Raw genomic sequence first — 19,613 nt, 5'->3', positions numbered from 1 at the left:
CGTCAATACCTCGTAGGAAAACCGTGGATGCTAATTGCCGCACTGTTACAAGAGTTCTATCTACTCGGGGTATGGTGCTACCGGGTACTGACAGCAAATGCAATTCATTGAATAATGCATATAATAAATTGTAATTGTTGGTGTTCAGCCAGAACGCGCTATGCGTAGCTTAGTCAGGCATTCGACCCTGTACCCCGCCCCACAATGTCACCTGTTGCCATAGCACACTTGCTCGGCCATATTAGCTGAGGGCACAACACAAAAAAGCCCATCCACTGCCAAGTGGATGGGCTTTTTTAAGGCTACTCTATAGCACTACGCTTCTGTTTTCACCAGTACAATCTGCGCCTTGTCGGCATTGCTGATGCGCCGGCGAAAATCCTGATAAGCAGGATATTCGGTGCGCCCGAAACGAGTGCGGGGCATTAGCAGGCGGCGTACGTATAGCAATGTGCCATCAGGCAGGGTTTGCACCTGGCTGGAATACGTACCAAAGGCCGTGGTAAGCTGCACGGTAGCAGGCAGGCTTTCGGGCTTGAAGCCGGCTGGCACGTGAATTCGCACTGTATCAGCATAGCTGAAAGGATTGTCCAGCCAAATGTCGGTGCGCCGCTCACCCACGCTAGCTGGCAGGGCGTTCCAGCGGCTGAGCAGGTTGGGCGTTAGGAAAGCACGCTTGCCCGATACGTTGGCCCAGCCTGGCAGCATAAGGCCCAGTGTTTCGGTGAGAGTGGGTACGGTGCCGCGGTGGTCGGCGGCATAGGCGAGCTTGCTGATGGTGAAATTGGCTAACGGCAGGCGTTCGGACAGTACTTTCTTTTGGTCGGCTACATTGAGCGAACTGGCCAGCGCGGCGTAGTTGTCTTGTTCCAGGCCGGTACGCTTGGTTCGGATGCTGGCCGTTGCGCTGCCTTGGGTATCAAGAAACACATCGGCGAGCCGCTCGCGGCGGTTTTCGGGGGCTCCGTAGCGGGGTGTGCGCACTATCATGCCGCCCTGGGGCGTGATGAGCAGGGCGTGGCGGTTGCCAGTGAAGCTGCTCATGTATCCAAAGGCGTTGGTTTGGCTGGTGCATTCCAGCCAAACGGTGTCGCGCTTGGCTGCCTTCAGCAGCGGTACGCACAACACCACGTGGTTGAACTGCTGGCTAGGAAATTCGGTGCGAATATCTTCTTCATCAGCCCGTACCAGCGCGCAATGGGCTGTAATACCAGCTGCCTTCAGCAGGGCCTGGCAATAGTTGGTAAGGGCCTTACAGTCGCCGTAGCCGTTGGCCGCCACACTGGAAGCCGGAAAGGTCTGCCAGCCTCCAATACCTAATTGCACCGATATATAACGCGTATTGGCCTGAAGCCACTCGTACACCTTTTTCACGCGGGCCCGCTCATCGGTTTCGCCTTGCACCAGTGCGGCTATTTTGGCCTGCACAGTAGCCGGTAGCTCGTCGCGGCCCGCATTGAGCTGGTAATTCCAGAGGCCTAAGGTCTGCCAGGAGGTGAGCATGCCTAAGTGCCCTTGCACTTCAAACTGGCTGGGCGCCGTGAAAACCACGGGTGTCGTTTCGGATACGGGCGGGCTGTCGGGTTCGTCTTCTATTGCCGCCAGATTCTTTATCTGCCACTCGTAGGCCTGCAAGTTGCCCGTTTGGCTGGTGCGCGCTACGGCGGTACCAGCCGGTAAGTTCCGTTCCTGATAGCGCAACGGCAACTCGGTGGGAGTCAGAACCCGGAAGGAAGCCTGTTCTACGGCTACTTGCTCTGCCGGCTGGGGGCGCCAAGTAGAGTAGAAAAGCGTATTAGTGGAATTGATTTCGTACTCGAAATCCACCGTGTAGGGGTAGGTGGGCTGTCGTAGGTCGGCAGTGCGGCCCCGGCCGTCGTTGGCTAAGCTAAACCCATCCGACAACGACACATCCTTGATGTCCGAAGGTTTCAGGACCCGCAGCAGCCGACCGTCGGCGTCGTATACGGCACCGCGTAGGTAGCTTACCGTGTTCAGCTGGTCGTAGTACACCAGGGTGCGGCCGTAGTCGGCCCCGGCATCATCAAAAATGGTGACGGCCCGCCGAACGGTTTCAATGGTGCGGCCCGCCGACTTCACCAGCAAGGTTTCATCGGAGAGGCGCACTACGGCATGTGCGTTTTCGCGCAGGGTGGCGGGCATATCTGCCACTGCGTACTTGGGTGCCGGACCAGCCGCGGCGCTAGCTACGCTGCCACTCAGGAATAGCAGCGCCCAACAAGCCGATTTTACGAGCAGCATAGTCTTCATGACTTCTTTTTCAACACGATTTGTTCGGCCTGCTTAGCCACTACCAAGCGGTAGAACTCGCGCAATGATTTATACTCTTCCGCCGAATACACGGGCCGGGATAGGTTGAGGCGGCTGGTCAGCTGAATAGTACCAGTGGACACTGCCTGCGCCACGAACACAAAACGGCCTCCGTTTTCGGGCAGGCTCATGTTGGTAGGCTTGGGTAGCTCATCAACCACGTAGCCGTCGGGCAGCGTTAGGGTCATAACCAAAGTCTCATCCATGGCACAGCCGAAATCCACTGGAAACAGCCGGTCTTCGTGCACGAAAGGGTTGCGGGAGTTGCCAAAGTGCTGCAACGGCTTCAGGTACATTGTGCCCACCGGTGCATCGCCGCCGGCTACCGTCAGCTCGTAATCCAGGGCCAAGGGCTTATCCAGCACGTCGCGCTGGCTGAACTGATATTTGCCCAGGTTCCAGCCTTCGCGGCCACTCAGCATTTCTTCCACAAATTTTTTCTCCCCTTTTTCCCGTAGCCGGTCGCGCTGCTGCAAGCCAGCGTAGCCGCCGTGCTCGGAGTGTACCTTGCCCGTGTAACCACCCTTCTCATCGAAAGTGAGCTGCACTTGCTGGTATTCGGTGAGGCGCTGCTGGGGGGCAAGGCTGATCCAGCGCGAATCCGCTTCTTTGGGCATAATGAGGCGGCCGCTACCATTGAGGCAGCGCGTAGGCAGCATGCCGCAGGGCAGCAACTCTTCGGTGGCATCTACCAGCATTTCCTTGCCCTCTGGCAGAGCTACGTGCGCCACTACATAGTTGAAGCGCGAGAGCATCGGCATATATTCTGTGCTAACGAAGCCGTTTTCGCGGGTGCTTAGCAATACGGGGTTGGCCTGGAAGCCAGCCTCGCGTAGTGCCGCAATGAGCAACAGGTTCACGTCGGCGGCCGAGCCGCGGTGCAAATCGTAGGCCTTGCGCACTGTAGCGGTGCTATAAAGCCGGTTGTGCCCATCGAACTTTACGGCTTTGCGCACCAATGCGTGAATGGCCGCTACGCGTGCGGCCGGGTCTTTTTCGGCGGCCAGCAGTGGGGTAAGTTGCTCTTTCAGGAAGCCGGCGCGCTTGAGCTGCACTCCAAATCCTTCGTGCGCCAGCAACTCATTATTGATGCCCTGCCAAGAGGCAGCTACGGCTTTGTAGCCCTGGTTGGGCCATTTCAGGCCTGCCAATTCAAAATCCAGGCGCGAGATATAGTCGCGGGAGGACGTCATGAACGGCTCGTTGCGGAAGGCTGGCACGTTCTGCGCAGCCCACCGGTGGTTTCTTACCTGCGCCGAAACGGTTTCGGAGCCCCCGGCAGTACGGCCTCCCTGCATGCCTGGCTCAATAGACGAGCTCCACCGCACGGTAAATTGCGTGGTGCTCGACAGATGCTCGTTCACGGCCAGTGGTACGTAGCCCTGCATCAGCATCTTGTAATCGAAATACTCCGGAATCTGCGCCCGATACTCGCTCCAGCGCACCGGAATGCTGTATTGAAACTGCCAGTCGGGAAAGTTGAACAGAAAGTCGGAGCTGACCGAGTAGCTGTACTCGATAACGGCGCCTTCCCGAACGTTGGGCAGCGTGAACTTGCGCGTAGTTACGTTGGCGCTGCTTTCCTCCCGAAACACGGCCGTAGATTCCAGCTTTTCCTTTACAATCTGGCCATTTACCAGATTGTAAGTGAAGCCTTTCAGATTGACGAGCTTCTCCTCCTCGGTGCCTTTGTGGTAAAGTGGCACTTCCACCGTGGCGCGGTCGTAGCCGGCTTTGGTGAGAATCTTGATGCGGGTAACCCGCTCAAACACGGTCTTGAAGCCTTCATCGGTGGTACCGGTTTCAAAGCGCGAGCGGCCAAAATCGCACAGCACCACGGCTTCGGCAGCGCTGTCGGCCACGAAGTTTTTGGGGTCGAAGTCTTTGAGGTCGGGCTTACCGAATTTGATGGGCTCAACTTGGCTGAAGGCGGGCGACACAATGCCGCTGCTTACTACAGCCAGCAGCGCGAGCCGGCGGAGTATTGCTGGTATCATATAAGTAAGAAGAGAAAAAGGGCACTGATAAATAAATCTTCGGTGTGCGGGCAGCACAGCCCGGAAGCAACCGGAAAGAATAAGAAAGGCGGCAGATTAACTCAGAGCAGTAGTAGGATAGGCTAAATATCAGAGTTTTTACTATATCTACCAGTGGCTATTATGAAGAAAAAATGAAGCGCGCTCAGCTCTTACTCCTGCCTGCCTGGTCAGTGGTATTTAGCCAGTAGCAACAGGCTGAATACCACGCGGTAAATAGGCGGCTCTGTATGGTAGTATAAGCGTACTAGCTCGGCGGTTGGGCTGCAACATCACTAATGCTACTGCCGGCGCACCACAAGCATTTCTGCGTACTTGGCCACTGCCCGCTGATGAAATTCGCGCAGGGAAGCATATTCATCAGGGCTATATATAGGTTTATATAGCTGAAGCCGGGTGGTAATCTGCACGGTTTCCGGTGTGGGCTGGCTGGCCTGGTATAAAAAGCGTCCGCCCCCATTGGGCAAAGCCAGCGCTACGTTGGCAGGTACTTCCACCTTGAAATTGGCCGGGAGCGTCAGGGTTACTAGGTCGGTGTAGTCGTGCGGCATCCCTAAATCGACGGGGAACACACGTTGTTCCGACTGAAACGGGTGCGACGTATTGGCTAGCACTTTCAGGAGCGGCAAGTAAAACAGGGCAGCATCAGGATTGTCGGCAGACAGACTGATGCCTAATTCCACAGCTACACTGTTGTGTGTCGAGTCGTCCGCAAGCAGTTTCATGTTAGTCGGCTGCCAGTCCAGCCAGCGGTTTCGTACCCGCCCCAGGTATTCACCCGATGAGCTTTCCCGAATCTGCCGGCTCGCCTTCACGGCGGCGTAGCCGCTGTATTCGAGTTTGGCGGTGCCTTCCAGTTGGCCCTTCGGGGTCAGCTGGAGTCTAGCCGTTCGTAGTTCTAGGTGGCTGGCGGTGGGTTTCAGCGGCAGCCAGGTGCCATCGGCGTTGGCCAGGCAGCCTTCCCCGTTCAGGCAGCGTTCCGGCAGATACCCCATAGGGAGTTGTGGCTCCGTGGCATCCAGAAACACAGCGGGCTTGTCGGGTAAGGTAAGGTGCGCCACTACGTAGTTGAACTGCGTGATAACGGGCATACTGGTTTGCACCTGGCCATGGTCGCGGGTACTAAGCAGGAGCGGAGTGGCGGGCAGGCCGGCTTCGCGCAGAGTCTGTACCAGCAGCAGGTTCACATCGGCCGAGTTGCCCGAATGCTTCTCGAAAGTATGGCGCAACGACTGCGACGCGTACACCCGCTGTTGCCCGTTGTAGCGCACACTACGCTGTACCAACGCTAGCACGGCTGCTGCGCGGGCCGCCGGTACCGGGTATTTCAGCTGAAGCGCTTTGGCTTGGGCAGCTAATGGCGCCGAAGCCGTTAAGGCCTTGCCAAATTCTTCATCCTGTTGCAGGGCTTTCCACAGCGTTTCCCATTTGCCACTCAGGTCGTGGTAGTTGTTGCCGGTGAAGTCGCTGCCCGCCAACTCGAAATGCACGCTGCGCACGTAGTCGTAGGGCGTGGTCATGAACGGCTCCGAACGGAACGCGGGTACCTCTTTCATTACCCACCGCAACTGCAACGCTACACCGGTCAGTAGGGCGTCTTGGCTGGGCGCCATGTGGTTCTCAGAGGACATGTTGTACGCCGTGCTGTAAGGTATCGTGGTGGATTCCTGCACGGCAAAAGGCCGGTAGCCCCGGGTAACGGTTTTGTAGCGGTAAAACTGCGGAATAGCCACCCGATATTCGCTCCAGCGCACCGGAATGCTATGCTCGAAGCGCCATTCCTGAAGGTTGAAGATGAAATCGGAGGTGATGGTGTAGCTGAACTCCACAATGGAGCCCTCTCGCACGTTCGGCATGGTGAAGGAAACCTGCACGTGGTTCTTGTCCACCTTCTCACGAAACACGGGGTCGGGATTCAGCTTGACCTGCGCAATCTTACTGTCCTGAAAGTTGTAAGTGAAGCCTTTCAAGTTGGTGAAACGCTCCGCGCTACCATCTTTGAAGTAAAGTGGTACGCGTACTGTGGCGTACTCATAGCCGGCTTTGCGGTTGATGCGCAACCGGGCCGTCCGCTCGAACACCACCTGGAAATGGTCTTTGGCCCCAATAATCTTGGTAGTACCAAAATCACACAGGTATTCGGCGGCTGCCGTGGTAGTATCGGTAGCGGCTGGGGCGTTGGCAAAGTCGGCGGGTACCACGCTACCAAAGCGGATAGGCATAACAGGGGCTTTCTGGGCCGCCAGAGGGCCGGCCAGCAGCAGGCAGAATAATAGCACTTGCCAGCGGCGGATAACGGATAATACCATGGTAGATACCAGGCTAGAAATACAGGTAATTATGGGGCGCGACCAGCTTGGCTAAGCTTGTCGTTTCAAATTTGCATGAAAACCAACAGCCTGCCAAGCGTAAGCGGGTAGCTGTACTGCTATATTTTATTCTGCCTCAACAGGCTGGGTTTTCACCCCGAAAAACAAGTAGATGGCAGCCAACAGGATCAGCACCATGCTCAGGCCGTGCACGTAAGGGAGGCGTTCGGTTTGGTTGGCGAAAATCCAGCCGGCGGCCAGCGCGCCCACGCCAATACCAAGTTCCAGCGCAATGTACATGGTGGCTACGCCCCGGCCGCGCCGTTCGGGGTGGCTCCGGTCGATGGTCCAGGCGTAGAGGGCCGGCGAGTTCAGGCCCGTGGAAATACCGAACAGCACCGCACCCCCCAGAAACAACGGTACCGAGTGCGTGGCCAGCATCAGCACGCCCAGCGCCACCGTCAGCAGCACCGTGGACACGCGCAGCACCGGCAGGCGCCCGTATGTGTCGGATACGCGGCCGGCCAGCAGCCGAATCAGGAGGGAAGCCAGCGTAAAGCACAGGTAAAACAAGCCTTTGTCGGCGGCCTTGAGGCCCAGGGCGGTGCTTTGGTCGGGTACCACCGTCAGGATGGCGCCGTACGGGAACAAACACAGCAGCGTGACTAAGGCCGGCTGCATCACCTGCGGCTCCAGTATCTCGTTCCATTTCAGCTTGAGTAGCTTCCAGCTAAACCGTTGGCGTTGCGCTAGCGGCAGGGTTTCGGTGAGGGTGCCCTGCACCAGCAAGCTCAGCAAAGCCAGTCCCGAGGAGCAGTAGAATAGCGTGTTCAGCGAGAAGGCGGCCGTAATGCGCGGGCCCAGCGCCGGCCCGGCGGCCATGCCCAACGAGCCCGCCACGCCCAGCAGCCCCATGGCTTCGCCGCGCCGGGCCAGCGGAATAATGTCACTGATGAAAGCGGCTGTGGCGGTGGGTTTGAAGCCGGTGCTGAAGCCGTGCAGCAGCCGCAGCCCCATAAAGCCCGCCACGGTGGCCGTCCAGGGGTAGAAAAAGCCGCACACAAAGCACACCAACGACCCGAACACCATCACCGGAATGCGGCCTACTGTATCAGCCAGCTTGCCGCTAAACGGCCGCGAGATGCAGGCCGTGAGTGTGAAAAGAGCAATAATGTAGCCTTTGTAGTCGGCGCCGCCCAGCCCGGTGAGGTAAGCGGGCAGCTCGGGCAGCAGCATATTGAAGCTGGCAAAAAACAGGAAAGAGGACAAACACATCAGCCAGAAGCCGGTGCTGTACGTACGGGAGGCAGTAGCTGACATAAAGCCCAAAGGTAGCACCGGCGGGCGGTTGGCGGCGGGCACGCTGGCCCGAGAAATACTAGCTCAACCGTGTGAATCCCGAAATTTTATAGCGAAACTCGCAACTATAGCTTCGTTCAGGGGGTTGTTTTCAACCACTGAGCTACGGCTCTCATTTAACCTTCAACCCAAACTTCTCATGGATCAGGACCAGAATCAGAATGGTGCTTCCGATGCCCTTTCGGGTACGGGCACGGCTGTAACGGGCGCCGGTACTTCTCACGACACGCGCACGGCCGACGGCGAAAACGCCCAAACGCTCACCACTCGGCAAGGCCATCCACTCACCAACAACCAGAACCTGCGCACGGTAGGCAACCGCGGGCCGGCTACGCTGGAGAACTACCAGTTTCTGGAAAAAATCAGCCACTTCGACCGGGAGCGGGTTCCGGAGCGGGTGGTGCACGCCCGCGGCGCCGGGGCGCACGGCGTATTTGAGGCGTACGGCAAAGTGGGCGACGAGCCGATTGCCAAGTACACCCGTGCCAAGCTGTTCAACACGGCCGGCAAGCAAACCCCCGTATTCGTGCGCTTCAGCACGGTAGGTCACGGTGGCCACTCGCCCGAAACCCTGCGCGACCCGCGCGGCTTCGCGGTGAAATTCTACACCGAAGACGGCAACTGGGACCTAGTAGGCAACAACCTGAAGGTGTTCTTCATCCGCGACGCCATGAAGTTCCCGGACCTCATTCACTCGCAGAAGCCCGACCCGGTGCACAACCGCCAGACCGGTGAGCGTATCTTCGACTTCATTGCCAACACGCCCGAGGCCATGCACATGGTGTCGTTCCTGTTCTCGCCGTGGGGCATTCCTGCCAACTACCGCCAGATGCAGGGTTCCGGCGTGAACACCTATAAGTGGGTGAATGCGCAGGGCGAAGCCGTGCTGGTGAAATACCACTGGGAGCCGCTGCAAGGCATCAAAAACCTGACGGCTTCCGAAGCGGAAGCCATTCAGGCCAAGAACTTCAACCACGCCACCCAGGACCTGTACGAGCACATCAAAGCCGGCGACTTCCCGCAGTGGGAGCTGTGCGTGCAGATTATGTCCGACGGGGAGCACCCCGAACTGGACTTCGATCCGCTGGATGACACCAAGATCTGGCCCGAAGACCAGTTCCCGTTCCTGCCCGTAGGCAAGATGACGCTCAACAAAAACCCCGAAAACTACTTCGCCGAGGTAGAGCAGTCGGCGTTTGGTACCGGCGTACTGGTGGATGGCCTGGATTTCTCCGACGACAAGATGCTGCAAGGCCGCACGTTCTCGTACTCGGATACGCAGCGCTACCGGGTAGGCACCAACTACCTGCAACTGCCCATCAACGCGCCGAAAAAGCACGTAGCCACCAACCAGCGCGACGGTCAGATGGCCTACCACGTTGATTCGGCGCCCAACCAGAACCTGCACGTCAACTACGAGCCCAGCAGCCTGAATGGCCTGAAAGAAGCGCCCCGCACTGCCCCCGACCACACGCCGGAGTACCAGGGCCGCCTGCTGCGCGAAACCATCGACCGCCAGAACAACTTCAAGCAAGCCGGTGAGCGGTACCGCCTGCACGAAGACTGGGAGCGTGACGACCTCATCAGCAACATGGTAGGAGCCCTCACCGACGCCGACCACAAGGTGAGCGACAAAATGGTGGAGCTGTGCACCAACTGCGACCCTGATTGGGGCCGCCGCTTGGCCGAAGGCTTGCAAGCTGCCCGCGCCGGCAAGCAGGCCGAAGGCGGTAACCAGTACAACCAAGGCAAAACGTCGGCCGCTGTGCAGGAAGCCGAAGCAATGGCCCACGACGCAAAGCCGTATTAAGACCTTCTTAGGCTAGTTTCTGTAGCTGGTCGTTTTTCAAAAAGCAGCCTCCTTTACAACCCGTAAGCGGTTTCATGGGGGGGCTGCTTTTTTGTGCTTATGGGCTTTAGGAAGTTGAAAGTAAGCGAAGTTTCAGGCGGATAAGTTCGGCTAGATAAGCCGCTTCTGGAACCAAGGAATTAAACGCTTAATTTGCCCGCTCTCCTACGTGAGTTTTTGAGTTAAGGAGACCAGCGCAAAAGTAAAAGGGCTGACAGGTAGTGCGTACAGTGCGCACTGCCTCACTACAGAATTAGCACAGATTTATCACCCATTTTTGAGTTTTTCAGAAAGAAAAAGCCATGCTCGAAAAAACCGATAAAGAGACGGACGAAGTCTTCAAGGAAGAAATAAAACAAGCCTCCGACTTCAAATTCAGCGCTAAAGTAGCGGGGGTCTTCGATGACATGGTAAGCCGGTCGGTGCCGTATTATGGCGAGGTGCAGCGGATGATTTCCGAGCTGGCTGCCGACCACGCCCAGGAAGGCACCGCCGTATACGACTTAGGCTGCTCCACCGGCACCACCATGATTGGCATGGATACTATGGTACCCGCTGATATTAAGTTCGTTGGAATCGACGATGCGGCGGAGATGCTGGAAAAATGCAACGTGAAACTAAAGGAAGCCGGCTTTGTGCGTCCCTATGAGCTACGGGTTGCCGACCTGCAACAAGGTGCCGAAATTCAGAATGCCTCCGTGGTTGTGCTGTGCCTGACACTACAATTCATTCGGCCCATTCACCGCGAGAAATTATTGAAGACAATATTTGAAGGGATGGTGCCCAACGGGGTTCTAATTCTGGTGGAGAAAATACTGACTGAGGACAGTGTTTTCAATCGGGACTATATCAAATATTATTACAACTATAAGCGCCGGAATCAATATAGCGAGATGGAAATTTCGCAAAAGCGGGAGGCATTGGAAAATGTGCTTATTCCATACAAGCTCAGTGAGAACATTCACATGCTCAGAGAAGCAGGATTTGCTTCGTGTGAGATATTTTTCAAGTGGTATAATTTCTCGGGCCTCATTGCAATAAAGAAATAGATGATTTCAATTGGCAATTTTTTCTTTAAGTACAGGAATCAGCTTTTTATTTTCCTGTATATAGCGCTGTTCATTCCTTCGCCCAATATTTTTACACCCCAGGTATTCGGTCCACGCTATTATCTGTGGCCCATTATTATCGGCTTGTTTGTAACTGTAACGGGGCAACTTATTCGGGGGGCATCCATTGGGCTTGTGTATATTGTGCGAGGCGGCAAAGACAAAAAAGTTTACGCCGAAGACCTGGTAACGCAAGGCATGTTCAATCATGGGCGGAATCCATTGTACGTAGGGAATATTCTGATGCTGGTAGGCGTAGGTATTCTTTCCAATTCCTTGCTCTACATGGCCGTATTTATTCCGCTGTTTTTGTTTATCTACCAAGCCATTGTGCTAGCCGAAGAAAATTTTCTGCGAGGTAAATTCGGTGCTCAGTTTGATGCGTATTGCACGCGGGTAAATCGGTGGCTGATAAATCCAGTAGGCCTCGGTCATACATTTCAAACGCACGATTTCAATGCCGCACGCTGGATTCTTAAAGAATACAATACGCAATTTGTGTGGCTGATAGGTATTACGCTTATTCTGTTGTTCAATTACCCTGAATTAACCAACAGTAATACCGATTTGCGGAATACGTTGCTAGTAGCTATTCTGGGTTTGCTAACGGCGGTTTACTTGTTTGTAAAGTATTTGAAAAAGTCACACAAATGGGTTGCAGAATAATATCAAGTGGCAACAAAAAGGCGGCCTTATTAAGCCGCCTTTTTGTTGCCACTTGATATTATTTGCGCTCGAAAACAAGTTTCTAATTTCCTGACTCGCTGGAGTCTGTTGCTTCTGGTTCTATGGGGCCTTCGGGCTCTTGGTACAGTGTGTCGTGAGTGGCGGGAACGGTCAACTGTTCGTTTTCCGAGCTAACGGGAGTTGTCTCCGAAGATGGCGTAGTAAGCGTATCCGAATCCGAAACGGCCGCAATTTCGCGGGTAATCGTGTCGGTTAGTGCATCAAGCGAGGGTTCGGAATTAGGCATTTCATCTGGTTGGTTGTCGTTGCGGGCTGCGGAGCGGTTAAGCTGAACTTCCTCTTTGTTCTTAACATAGCGGGTCAGGCCCCATGTGCCCAACCCAATACCTGCCGCCGCCCCTACTACCACCGCCACGCGAGGCCACCGTAGCTGTGTGGTGGGCCGCTTAACCAGATTGTGGTGAGTGGTAGCCTTGGCCGCCGGACGCGTAGCGGCGGGCCCAACGCCACCGGTAGGTGGCACCTGCGGCTTGGTCTGAAACTGCTCGATAAGCTGGCCAAGCTGCTGAATACGAGCATCTAGCTCCTGATTGCGTGAAGCGGCCTCCGCGCGGGAAGCGTGCATGGCCGCTTCCAATGCTTCTTTCTCACGGGTTTCGGTTGCCAGCCGTGCTTGTAGCGCGGCAGCATCGGGCGCGGCTGTTGGCACTTGAGCTAGTTGTGCCCGGAGCACCGCAATACTTTTTTCGCGCTCCGCTTCGCGGGCTTCCATTTCTTGGCGTTGCTGGGCCAGTTCGCCTCTGATTTGCTGGCGCATCTGCTCTAACTGCCGCTTTTCTTCGCTGTTAGCGGCTACGGCGGCTGCGCTGCCATATGGCTCATCGTGCGGCACATCTTCGGCGCCTAGCCAGTGCCAGAGCTGCCGCGCCTTCTGGGTCCAGAAGCCATTAGCGGGTTCATCGGAATAGTCAGTTGGGGCGGTATCGTTTGCCGCGGTTGTTTCCGGATGCTCATCGGCCAAATCTTTTGCCCATGCAGTTAGCTCGGCGTCGCTGAGTTGTATTTCAGGGTGTGCTGCTTGCCGGAGCCGCCGTGGCAACTGGCTAGAGTCGCTGAGCAACTGAAAGCTGTCGGCGCCGGGCTGGGTGCGTAAATACTGTTCAACGCCCGGCCCAAACGTAACCGGCCTGGCAAACAGCGCAAAGCCGGTAAGAAGCTCCGCCGGTACGTGGCCGGGTTCTAGTTGCGAATCCAGCCAAGCGGCCAAGGCACCCTTCAAGCGGCGGAATTGCCCGAACGGATTGTTGGCAGTGCCACTTACCTGAACTGGCTGGCCGTCGAGCTGCCAGGGGCCGGCGCCCTGCGTTGGAACCGTTAGTTGCCCACCATTAGTCACAAAAATCAGCACCGATACACTGTGGGGCCGCACCAACACCGCATCGAATACTTCGCCGCCTTCTTCTACTGCAAAATTGCCCAGCAGCAGCGAAACCGGAGCAGCAGGCTCCGCACCCAGCGCCGCTTGCAGCGCCTCAAACTGGGCCTGCTTTACCGGATCGGCGAATGGGGGATGTAGGAAGGTGTGCAACATAGCTGGCAAATAAGAAAGCAAGTTACGGGCGTTGTTGGAAGCTGTTTCAGCTACTAACGTACGAGCTATATAAGTAGCTATGCAAGCACCAAGGTGGTGGCATGGAGTAGGGGGTACTGCCCATAAACGCAGAAAAGCCTGCACGTTGCGGCGCAGGCTTTTGCTGATTAATTAGGTAAGGTGGTGCAGGAAAGTAAAACGAAAACGAGAGTTGAACTAGGTATTATTTGCGAATTTCGATGCGCGTGGAGCTGGCTTTCTGGCTACTTTGAACGCGCACCAGATAAAGACCTTCGCGCAGGGTGGGGTTGTTTACGGAAAACTCGCGCTCCTCACCGGCTTTCAGGTTGCCCTCGAAAAGTTGAGCTACGGAGGTGCCCTGCATATCAATCAGGCTGATTTGCACGGGACCATCGGTATTGGCCAGTACGTGCACCCGGAAATAGCCATTAGGGGCTGGGTTCGGCACGGTTTCCACGGCCACCGGAGTAGTAGCAGTAGCGCGGCTGCTGGGGCAAGCGCCATAGGTGTCGCCGTGGCCTAAGTGGCCTGCCAGTGCAGCAGCATCCACGCACAACTGGCGGCCATTATGGCATATATTGTATTTTTCACCGCTGCCACAGCGGACATCCACCACGTTGACGGTCGTCGGCGTTGCAGAACTGATGTTTCCGCAGGCATCAGTGGCAATCAGGGTAGCAGTGTGTTGGCCCGCCGTAGTGAAAGTAACCTGGCTGGAGGCATAAGAAGCTTTTATTGCAAGCCGCTTTTTGGTGCCGCCGCATGGGTCGCCAAATACTTCAAATACATCGGTATCAGCAAACGAATACGAGCTACGGCCCAACAGCTTCGACTCTACGTACGACTTACTATTGGCGGCGTGGCAGTTAGAGTTGATGGTGTACGTGCTGCCATTGATGAACGGCGTGCCGTAGCTGGCAAAATCTACAGAAACAAAAATAGTGTTGGCAGGTGCAGTTACAGTGGGGCCGTCTAGAGTATTAATGTTGCCATTATAATACTCGTTGCCAACCACAGACACTGTGCCTGCTGGCATACCATCTTTCAGCAAGCTTAAAGTGACGGGGCCGCAACTGGTAGTAGTGCTGCTGCCTCGGTTAAGTTGCGTGGTAGAAACGGTTACTTGCCCGGTATTGGTCAGGTACACCGTAATGGCAGATTCAGCAGCGGCAGTAGTTACTTGAGCAGAGGCTCGAAAGCTGAGGCTTGCCAGCAAGGCTAGCAACAAGGAAAAACGATAGTAGAAGTGGGTTTGCATAATAGTGGTGAACTAAGGTGTAATGACGCTTAACTCCTCGTCAGAAAGGACACTGACCTTCTTGCGGAAGCAATCAGCATTATCAAATTATATAAAATATTGTGTAATAAATTATATGATTTATCATTAATAAAAAGAATGCAATCCATTGCACAGCTTAGTAATTGAGTATTTTATAATTTTATATATTCGGTATGATATATACAGGTTTTCTGACCTGTTGCTATACAATTGCTTTAAATGTGTTATTGGAATATTTATAATTAATTGATAGTGCCATTACCATTACAAGTGCTTTGTCATTACCTATGTACACCCACCAATAACCTTGCAACTGGCTGGTTCCGGAATGCAGTACAGCAGGAGCAGGACAGGATAATGCATGTCGTGGCCCTGTTGCTTTAATTTGTAGTTAAAATCGACAAGCAGAGCTACACCAAGTCTAGCCATATTAAAAAAGGAGGCCGAGCTAAGCTCGGCCTCCTTTTTTAATATACAGCATAGAACTCCTGTACTACCAGCAAGCAAGGCTTCTAGCAGTGGGTGCGTTCCTGCATTAGCTACTACTTGCTTACCAACAGACGCTTGTTTACCACTTTGCCGTTGGTGATGAGCTGGCAGTTGTACACGCCACCGAGCAAAGAGCCACCATTCAGTGTCATGCTATAGAGACGGTTCCCTTCTACCTGACCGTCGTAGAGAGTAGCTACCACTTTGCCCATCTGATTGTAAACTTTCACCTGTGCCTTGCCAGCTTGTGTAGCGCGGAACGAAATAGCAGACTGTTCGGTGATGGGGTTTGGATAAGCTTGCAGCTGCAAGTCATCTTCAGCAGCCAAGGCCTCGGTGGTGCTGTTGCGGGTAGCAACGTTGCTGTTGGTGCAGGTTGCATCTGCATCGATAATTACAGTAACCGTCTGGGTTGAGACGTTGCCTGAGTTGTCGCGCACAGTGATGGTTACTGGGTTAGGACCTACGTTGGCGCAGGTGAAGGTGTTGCGGCTGATGGTTACTGAGGCAATGCCGCAGTTATCGGTGCTGCCGTAGTCGATGTCAACAGGGAAGATAGTGCGCGTGCCGTTCTGCAATTGGGTCCGGAAGCCAGCAGCTAGGATGCGTGGGGCCGTGTTGTCAACTACCAATACCGTTACGGTCTGCGAAGCCGAGTTGCCAGCATTATCGGTAGCCGTGAAGGTCACTTGGTTCGGGCCAATGTTGGCGCAGGTGAACGTACGAGGGCTGATAGTCATAGACGCTACCCCGCAGTTGTCGGTGGTACCGTAGTCTACGTCGGCAGCTTCAATAGTGCGCGTGCCATTAGCTTCCAGCCCTACAATGAAACCAGCAGCCAGAATAGTTGGTGGCTGCGTGTCGTTCTGGCAAGGATTGTTAACGTTGGGCAGTACGGTTACGTTGGTAGTAGCAGCAGTGCTTTTGTTGCCGCAGGCGTCAGTGGCAATCAGCGTAACAGTGTGGGGGCCGGCCGTAGTGAAAGTAACCTGGCTCATGGCGTAGGCAGCTGTAATAGCCAGTTGCTTTTTCTGACCACCACAGGGGTCACCGAAGACTTCGAATACATCCGTACCCGCAAATGAAGCCATGCTACGGCCTAGCAAACGTGACTCCACGTAGGACTTGCTGTTGGCGGCGTTGCAGTTGGGGTTGACAGTGTAGGTGTTGCCGTTGACAAACGGCGTACCGTAGCTGGCAAAGTCTACGTTCACGAACACTGAGCTCATTGGTGCTGTCAGTGTCGGGCCGTCGAGTGTGTTGATGTTGCCATTGTAGAACTCTGAGCCTAGGCCAGATACCGTACCAGCTGGCATGCCATCTTTCAACAAGCTCAGGGTAACGGGGCCGCAGCTGGTGGTAGTGGTGCTGCCGTTGTTTACCGCAGTGGTAGTAACTACTGCTTGGTTGGAGCTGTTCAGCGTAACTGTCAGGCTCGGAACAGCCGAGGCAACGATGGTGGATTGAGCAACAGCACTGCCGCTTAACGCGAACAGAGAGGCGCACGATAGTAACAAGTGCTTGTAACGGTGGGCTTGCATAAAGGTGAGTTTGGAAGGTAAAAGTGGCACAAGTATCCTTGCCATTTAGGAATGCCAAAGCGCCTGATGTGCTTTAGGTAGAGCGAATTTATATAAAAAAATATAAGTTTATTAACATAATTCTGCTCTATCAAAAAGGTGCAATTGCCTTTGCTGGTCTTGGCATTAAATCAAAATAAAGTATGATGAATTACAGATAGTTACTGCATTTACGACGGACATCTGTTTATAATAAATCACTTATATTTCATATAATATTTTTTCAGTGAAATTCTGAATTGGTATCCTTCTATCACCAGTTGTGGGCATGTACCCATCACCTGGCTCTACTCTGCTGTATCACTTCGGCAGTTCCACTCCAGCAGAAGCCAGTGCTTCAAAAGCGTTGCCATGGAGTATGGGGTGCGCTTAAAACCTTGACAATTAATGCCAAAACGGCAACCTTGCTACTTCGGTCCGATGGTTGCCGTGTAGTAGGCGTATGTCTTGGATAACCTCTTTATTAACTAGCATTTCCGCCAAAAAGCCGCGTCCCGATGGTAAGCCGGCCCTCACGGTACGGGAGCGGTTTTCGGCCCTCAAAAATCTGCCAGAGTTTTTACGCCTTATCTGGCAGACCAGTCCAGCGCTTACCGTAGGCAACGTTGGGCTGCGTTTGCTACGCGCCGCACTGCCGGTAGCCATGCTCTATGTAGGGCAGCTGATTCTGGATTCGGTGCTGGCGCTAAGTCGGGCCGAGTACCGCCCCGGCCTGCTGATGCCCGTTTCGGGGTACGTGGCCCTGGAATTCGGCTTGGCTATTCTCTCCGATGCGCTGGGACGCGGCGTGGCCCTGCTGGATTCTTTGCTCGGCGACCTGTTTGCCAACCAAACCTCGGTGCGGCTGATGCAGCACGCCGCCGAGCTCGACCTCGACCAGTTCGAGGATAGCGCCTTCTACGACAAGCTGGAGCGGGCCCGGCGCCAAACCCTGTCGCGCACGGTACTGATGGCGCAGGTACTGAGCCAGGCGCAAGATGCCATTACGATGGCCTTTCTGGCCGTGGGGCTGGTGGCCTTCAATCCGTGGCTGCTGCTGCTGTTGCTGGTGGCCGTTATTCCGGCGTTTCTGGGCGAGTCGCACTTTAATGAGCGAAGCTATTCGCTGGTGCACGGCTGGACCCCCGAGCGGCGCGAGCTGGATTATCTGCGCCAGACCGGAGCTTCCGACGAAACGGCTAAGGAGGTGAAGATTTTCGGCCTCTCGCAGTTCCTGATTGACCGTTTCAAGCTGCTTTCCGACGAGTTTTATCAGCAAAACAAGGCCCTCGTAATAAAGCGGGCCAGTTGGGGCACCTTCTTCGCGGCTGTGGGCGCGGCTGGCTACTACGCGGCTTACGTGTACATTATCATGCAGGCGGTGTACGGGCGGGTCAGCATTGGACAGCTTACGTTTCTGGCGGGCTCGTTCGGGCGGATGCGGGGCTTGCTGGAAGGCATCCTGAGCCGTTTCAGCAGCGTGGCCGAGGGCGCCCTGTATTTGCAGGATTTTTTCGATTTTTTCCACCTCAAGCCGCGCATCATTCGGCCTGATGCTACGCAAGCCGTGCGCCCGTTTCCGCAGCCGATTCAGGAGGGCTTCGTGTTCGAGAATGTGGGTTTCAAATACCGCAATGCCGAGAAGTGGGCCCTGCGCAACCTCAGCTTTCAGCTGCGGGCCGGCGAGAAGCTGGCGCTGGTAGGTGAAAACGGAGCCGGCAAAACCACGCTGGTTAAGCTGCTTTCCCGCCTCTACGACCCCACCGAAGGCCGGATTCTGCTCGATGGCTACGATTTGCGCGAGTACGACCCGGCCGAGCTACGCCAGGAAATCGGGGTGATTTTTCAGGATTTCGTGCGGTTTCAGCTACCGGCTGGCCAGAACCTAGCGGTAGGCCGCATCGAGGAAAAGGAAAACCAACCCCGCATCGAGCAGGCGGCGGCCCAAAGCCTCGCCGACTCAGTAATTGCCAAGCTGCCCCAGGGCTACGACCAGATGATTGGCCGGCGCTTCAACGGCGGCGTAGACCTGAGCGGCGGCGAGTGGCAGAAGATTGCGCTGGGCCGAGCCTACATGCGCGACGCCCAGCTGCTCATCCTCGACGAGCCCACCGCCGCCCTCGACGCCCGCGCCGAGTACGAAGTGTTTCAGCGTTTCAACGAACTAACCAAAGGCAAAACCGCCGTACTAATTTCGCACCGGTTCAGCACCGTGCGCATGGCCGACCGTATTCTGGTGGTTGAACACGGCAAGGCGGTGGAAATTGGCAGCCACGAGGAGCTGCTGGCTCGTGGGGGCCGCTACGCCGAGCTGTTTCAGCTGCAAGCCGCCGGCTACCGATAAAAGCAGCGGCTATCTTCACGGCCTATGGAACCTATAACGTATTCATTCCTGCCCGAGCTACCCGCAGCTGGCCCTATACGTGAGGGTTTACTGGCATTGCTGAGCGCCGCGCTGGAAAGCCCCACCGCCGAATTAGAATCGGATTTGGCGTATCATCAGCAGCGCGCACCCCTCCACCTTTGGCTGGCTTTGGCTGATGAGCAGGTGATAGGCTGCAAGGTGGGGTACGAGCGTAAACCAGGCCATTACTATAGTTGGCTGGGCGGTGTGGACAATAGGTTCCGGGGCCGCAGCATTGCCAGAACGCTCATGCAGCAGCAACACGGCTGGTGCCAGCAGCAAGGCTACCACCGCATCCGTACGCAAACCTACAACCGCTGGCGCGCTATGCTGTTGCTGAACCTGCGCGAGGGGTTCGATATTGTGGGCACCGTGCAGGGAGCGCACGGCTTGGCCATCGTGCTGGAAAAACAACTTCAGTACCAGCTGTAGCCTAATTGTTCGGGCATTGCCGAAGCCGCTGCAAGCGTTGAGCTGACGCTGGGCGGCTCTTGGAGATACTTGCTTGAAGTACCAGAAAAAATGCGGGCTTCACCCTGACCCCCAGCATCTAACCTTTAAATTGTTTCGTAACTTAAAGCCGGTGATTC

The 19,613-nt window shown here is 55.4% G+C and carries 12 protein-coding genes; 5 read left to right on the top strand and 7 right to left on the bottom strand.

The window, feature by feature from the left end:
* Positions 1–315: 315 nt before the first annotated feature.
* The 4 genes from J0X19_RS05640 to J0X19_RS05625 all read right to left on the bottom strand — a co-directional run bounded on the left by J0X19_RS05640 (position 316) and on the right by J0X19_RS05625 (position 7,996).
* A complete protein-coding gene (locus tag J0X19_RS05640) occupies positions 316–2,271 on the bottom strand; it encodes a DUF3857 domain-containing protein (protein ID WP_206982359.1) in 1,956 nt (651 codons plus the stop codon).
* Positions 2,268–4,328 (bottom strand): DUF3857 domain-containing protein, encoded by a 2,061-nt coding sequence (locus J0X19_RS05635; protein ID WP_206982357.1) that lies wholly within the window; start codon positions 4,326–4,328, stop codon positions 2,268–2,270. Before J0X19_RS05635 ends, J0X19_RS05640 begins: the two co-directional genes overlap by 4 nt.
* A 320-nt stretch (positions 4,329–4,648) precedes the next feature.
* A complete protein-coding gene (locus J0X19_RS05630) occupies positions 4,649–6,676 on the bottom strand; it encodes a DUF3857 domain-containing protein (protein ID WP_206982355.1) in 2,028 nt (675 codons plus the stop codon).
* Between the two features lie 126 nt (positions 6,677–6,802).
* Positions 6,803–7,996: an MFS transporter gene (locus J0X19_RS05625; RefSeq protein WP_206982353.1), complete on the bottom strand. Its 1,194-nt coding sequence runs from the start codon at positions 7,994–7,996 to the stop codon at positions 6,803–6,805.
* A gap of 178 nt (positions 7,997–8,174) precedes the next feature.
* On the opposite strand from J0X19_RS05625, the gene J0X19_RS05620 reads away from it, so the two are divergent.
* The 3 genes from J0X19_RS05620 to J0X19_RS05610 all read left to right on the top strand — a co-directional run bounded on the left by J0X19_RS05620 (position 8,175) and on the right by J0X19_RS05610 (position 11,659).
* Positions 8,175–9,845, top strand: coding sequence for a catalase (locus tag J0X19_RS05620; RefSeq protein WP_206982351.1), 1,671 nt, complete (start codon positions 8,175–8,177; stop codon positions 9,843–9,845).
* 341 nt (positions 9,846–10,186) lie between these two features.
* Entirely contained in the window at positions 10,187–10,933 is a 747-nt protein-coding gene (gene cmoA / locus J0X19_RS05615) for a carboxy-S-adenosyl-L-methionine synthase CmoA (protein WP_206982349.1), read from the top strand.
* Positions 10,934–11,659 (top strand): methyltransferase family protein, encoded by a 726-nt coding sequence (locus J0X19_RS05610; protein WP_206982341.1) that lies wholly within the window; start codon positions 10,934–10,936, stop codon positions 11,657–11,659. It begins immediately after the preceding gene.
* An 82-nt stretch (positions 11,660–11,741) separates the two neighbouring features.
* Here J0X19_RS05610 and J0X19_RS05605 read toward each other — a convergent pair whose 3' ends face one another.
* From J0X19_RS05605 to J0X19_RS05595, 3 genes are all read right to left on the bottom strand, one after another.
* The gene (locus J0X19_RS05605; protein ID WP_206982339.1) at positions 11,742–13,271 is read right to left on the bottom strand and encodes a hypothetical protein; all 1,530 of its coding nucleotides are present in this window, start codon (positions 13,269–13,271) and stop codon (positions 11,742–11,744) included.
* 223 nt (positions 13,272–13,494) lie between these two features.
* Positions 13,495–14,550: a T9SS type A sorting domain-containing protein gene (locus tag J0X19_RS05600; RefSeq protein ID WP_206982337.1), complete on the bottom strand. Its 1,056-nt coding sequence runs from the start codon at positions 14,548–14,550 to the stop codon at positions 13,495–13,497.
* Between the two features lie 563 nt (positions 14,551–15,113).
* Positions 15,114–16,601: a T9SS type A sorting domain-containing protein gene (locus tag J0X19_RS05595; protein WP_206982333.1), complete on the bottom strand. Its 1,488-nt coding sequence runs from the start codon at positions 16,599–16,601 to the stop codon at positions 15,114–15,116.
* A gap of 481 nt (positions 16,602–17,082) precedes the next feature.
* Here J0X19_RS05595 and J0X19_RS05590 point away from each other — a divergent pair, with 481 nt between their 5' ends.
* Together J0X19_RS05590 and J0X19_RS05585 are read left to right on the top strand one after the other, a co-directional pair.
* Complete coding sequence (locus J0X19_RS05590) at positions 17,083–18,963, top strand: ABC transporter ATP-binding protein (protein ID WP_206982323.1); 1,881 nt, start codon at positions 17,083–17,085, stop codon at positions 18,961–18,963.
* A gap of 24 nt (positions 18,964–18,987) precedes the next feature.
* Positions 18,988–19,455 (top strand): GNAT family N-acetyltransferase, encoded by a 468-nt coding sequence (locus J0X19_RS05585; RefSeq protein WP_206982321.1) that lies wholly within the window; start codon positions 18,988–18,990, stop codon positions 19,453–19,455.
* The last annotated feature ends 158 nt before the right edge of the window (positions 19,456–19,613 follow it).

It is taken from the genome of Hymenobacter telluris (assembly GCF_017313265.1).
In the GTDB taxonomy this organism is placed as follows: Bacteria; Bacteroidota; Bacteroidia; order Cytophagales; family Hymenobacteraceae; genus Hymenobacter; species Hymenobacter telluris.
The sequence above is the reverse complement of the archived record's forward strand: the minus strand, read 5'-3'. Positions and strand labels throughout refer to the sequence as shown.

Bases quoted from the DNA above. Each gene is read 5' to 3' on its own strand.
- J0X19_RS05605 (WP_206982339.1), bottom strand. From the start codon at position 13,271: ATGTTGCACACCTTCCTACATCCCCCATTCGCCGATCCGGTAAAGCAG.
- J0X19_RS05585 (WP_206982321.1), top strand. From the start codon at position 18,988: ATGGAACCTATAACGTATTCATTCCTGCCCGAGCTACCCGCAGCTGGC.
- J0X19_RS05595 (WP_206982333.1), bottom strand. From the start codon at position 16,601: ATGCAAGCCCACCGTTACAAGCACTTGTTACTATCGTGCGCCTCTCTG.
- J0X19_RS05620 (WP_206982351.1), top strand. From the start codon at position 8,175: ATGGATCAGGACCAGAATCAGAATGGTGCTTCCGATGCCCTTTCGGGT.
- J0X19_RS05625 (WP_206982353.1), bottom strand. From the start codon at position 7,996: ATGTCAGCTACTGCCTCCCGTACGTACAGCACCGGCTTCTGGCTGATG.
- J0X19_RS05610 (WP_206982341.1), top strand. From the start codon at position 10,934: ATGATTTCAATTGGCAATTTTTTCTTTAAGTACAGGAATCAGCTTTTT.
- J0X19_RS05630 (WP_206982355.1), bottom strand. From the start codon at position 6,676: ATGGTATTATCCGTTATCCGCCGCTGGCAAGTGCTATTATTCTGCCTG.
- cmoA (WP_206982349.1), top strand. From the start codon at position 10,187: ATGCTCGAAAAAACCGATAAAGAGACGGACGAAGTCTTCAAGGAAGAA.
- J0X19_RS05590 (WP_206982323.1), top strand. From the start codon at position 17,083: ATGTCTTGGATAACCTCTTTATTAACTAGCATTTCCGCCAAAAAGCCG.
- J0X19_RS05635 (WP_206982357.1), bottom strand. From the start codon at position 4,328: ATGATACCAGCAATACTCCGCCGGCTCGCGCTGCTGGCTGTAGTAAGC.
- J0X19_RS05640 (WP_206982359.1), bottom strand. From the start codon at position 2,271: ATGAAGACTATGCTGCTCGTAAAATCGGCTTGTTGGGCGCTGCTATTC.
- J0X19_RS05600 (WP_206982337.1), bottom strand. From the start codon at position 14,550: ATGCAAACCCACTTCTACTATCGTTTTTCCTTGTTGCTAGCCTTGCTG.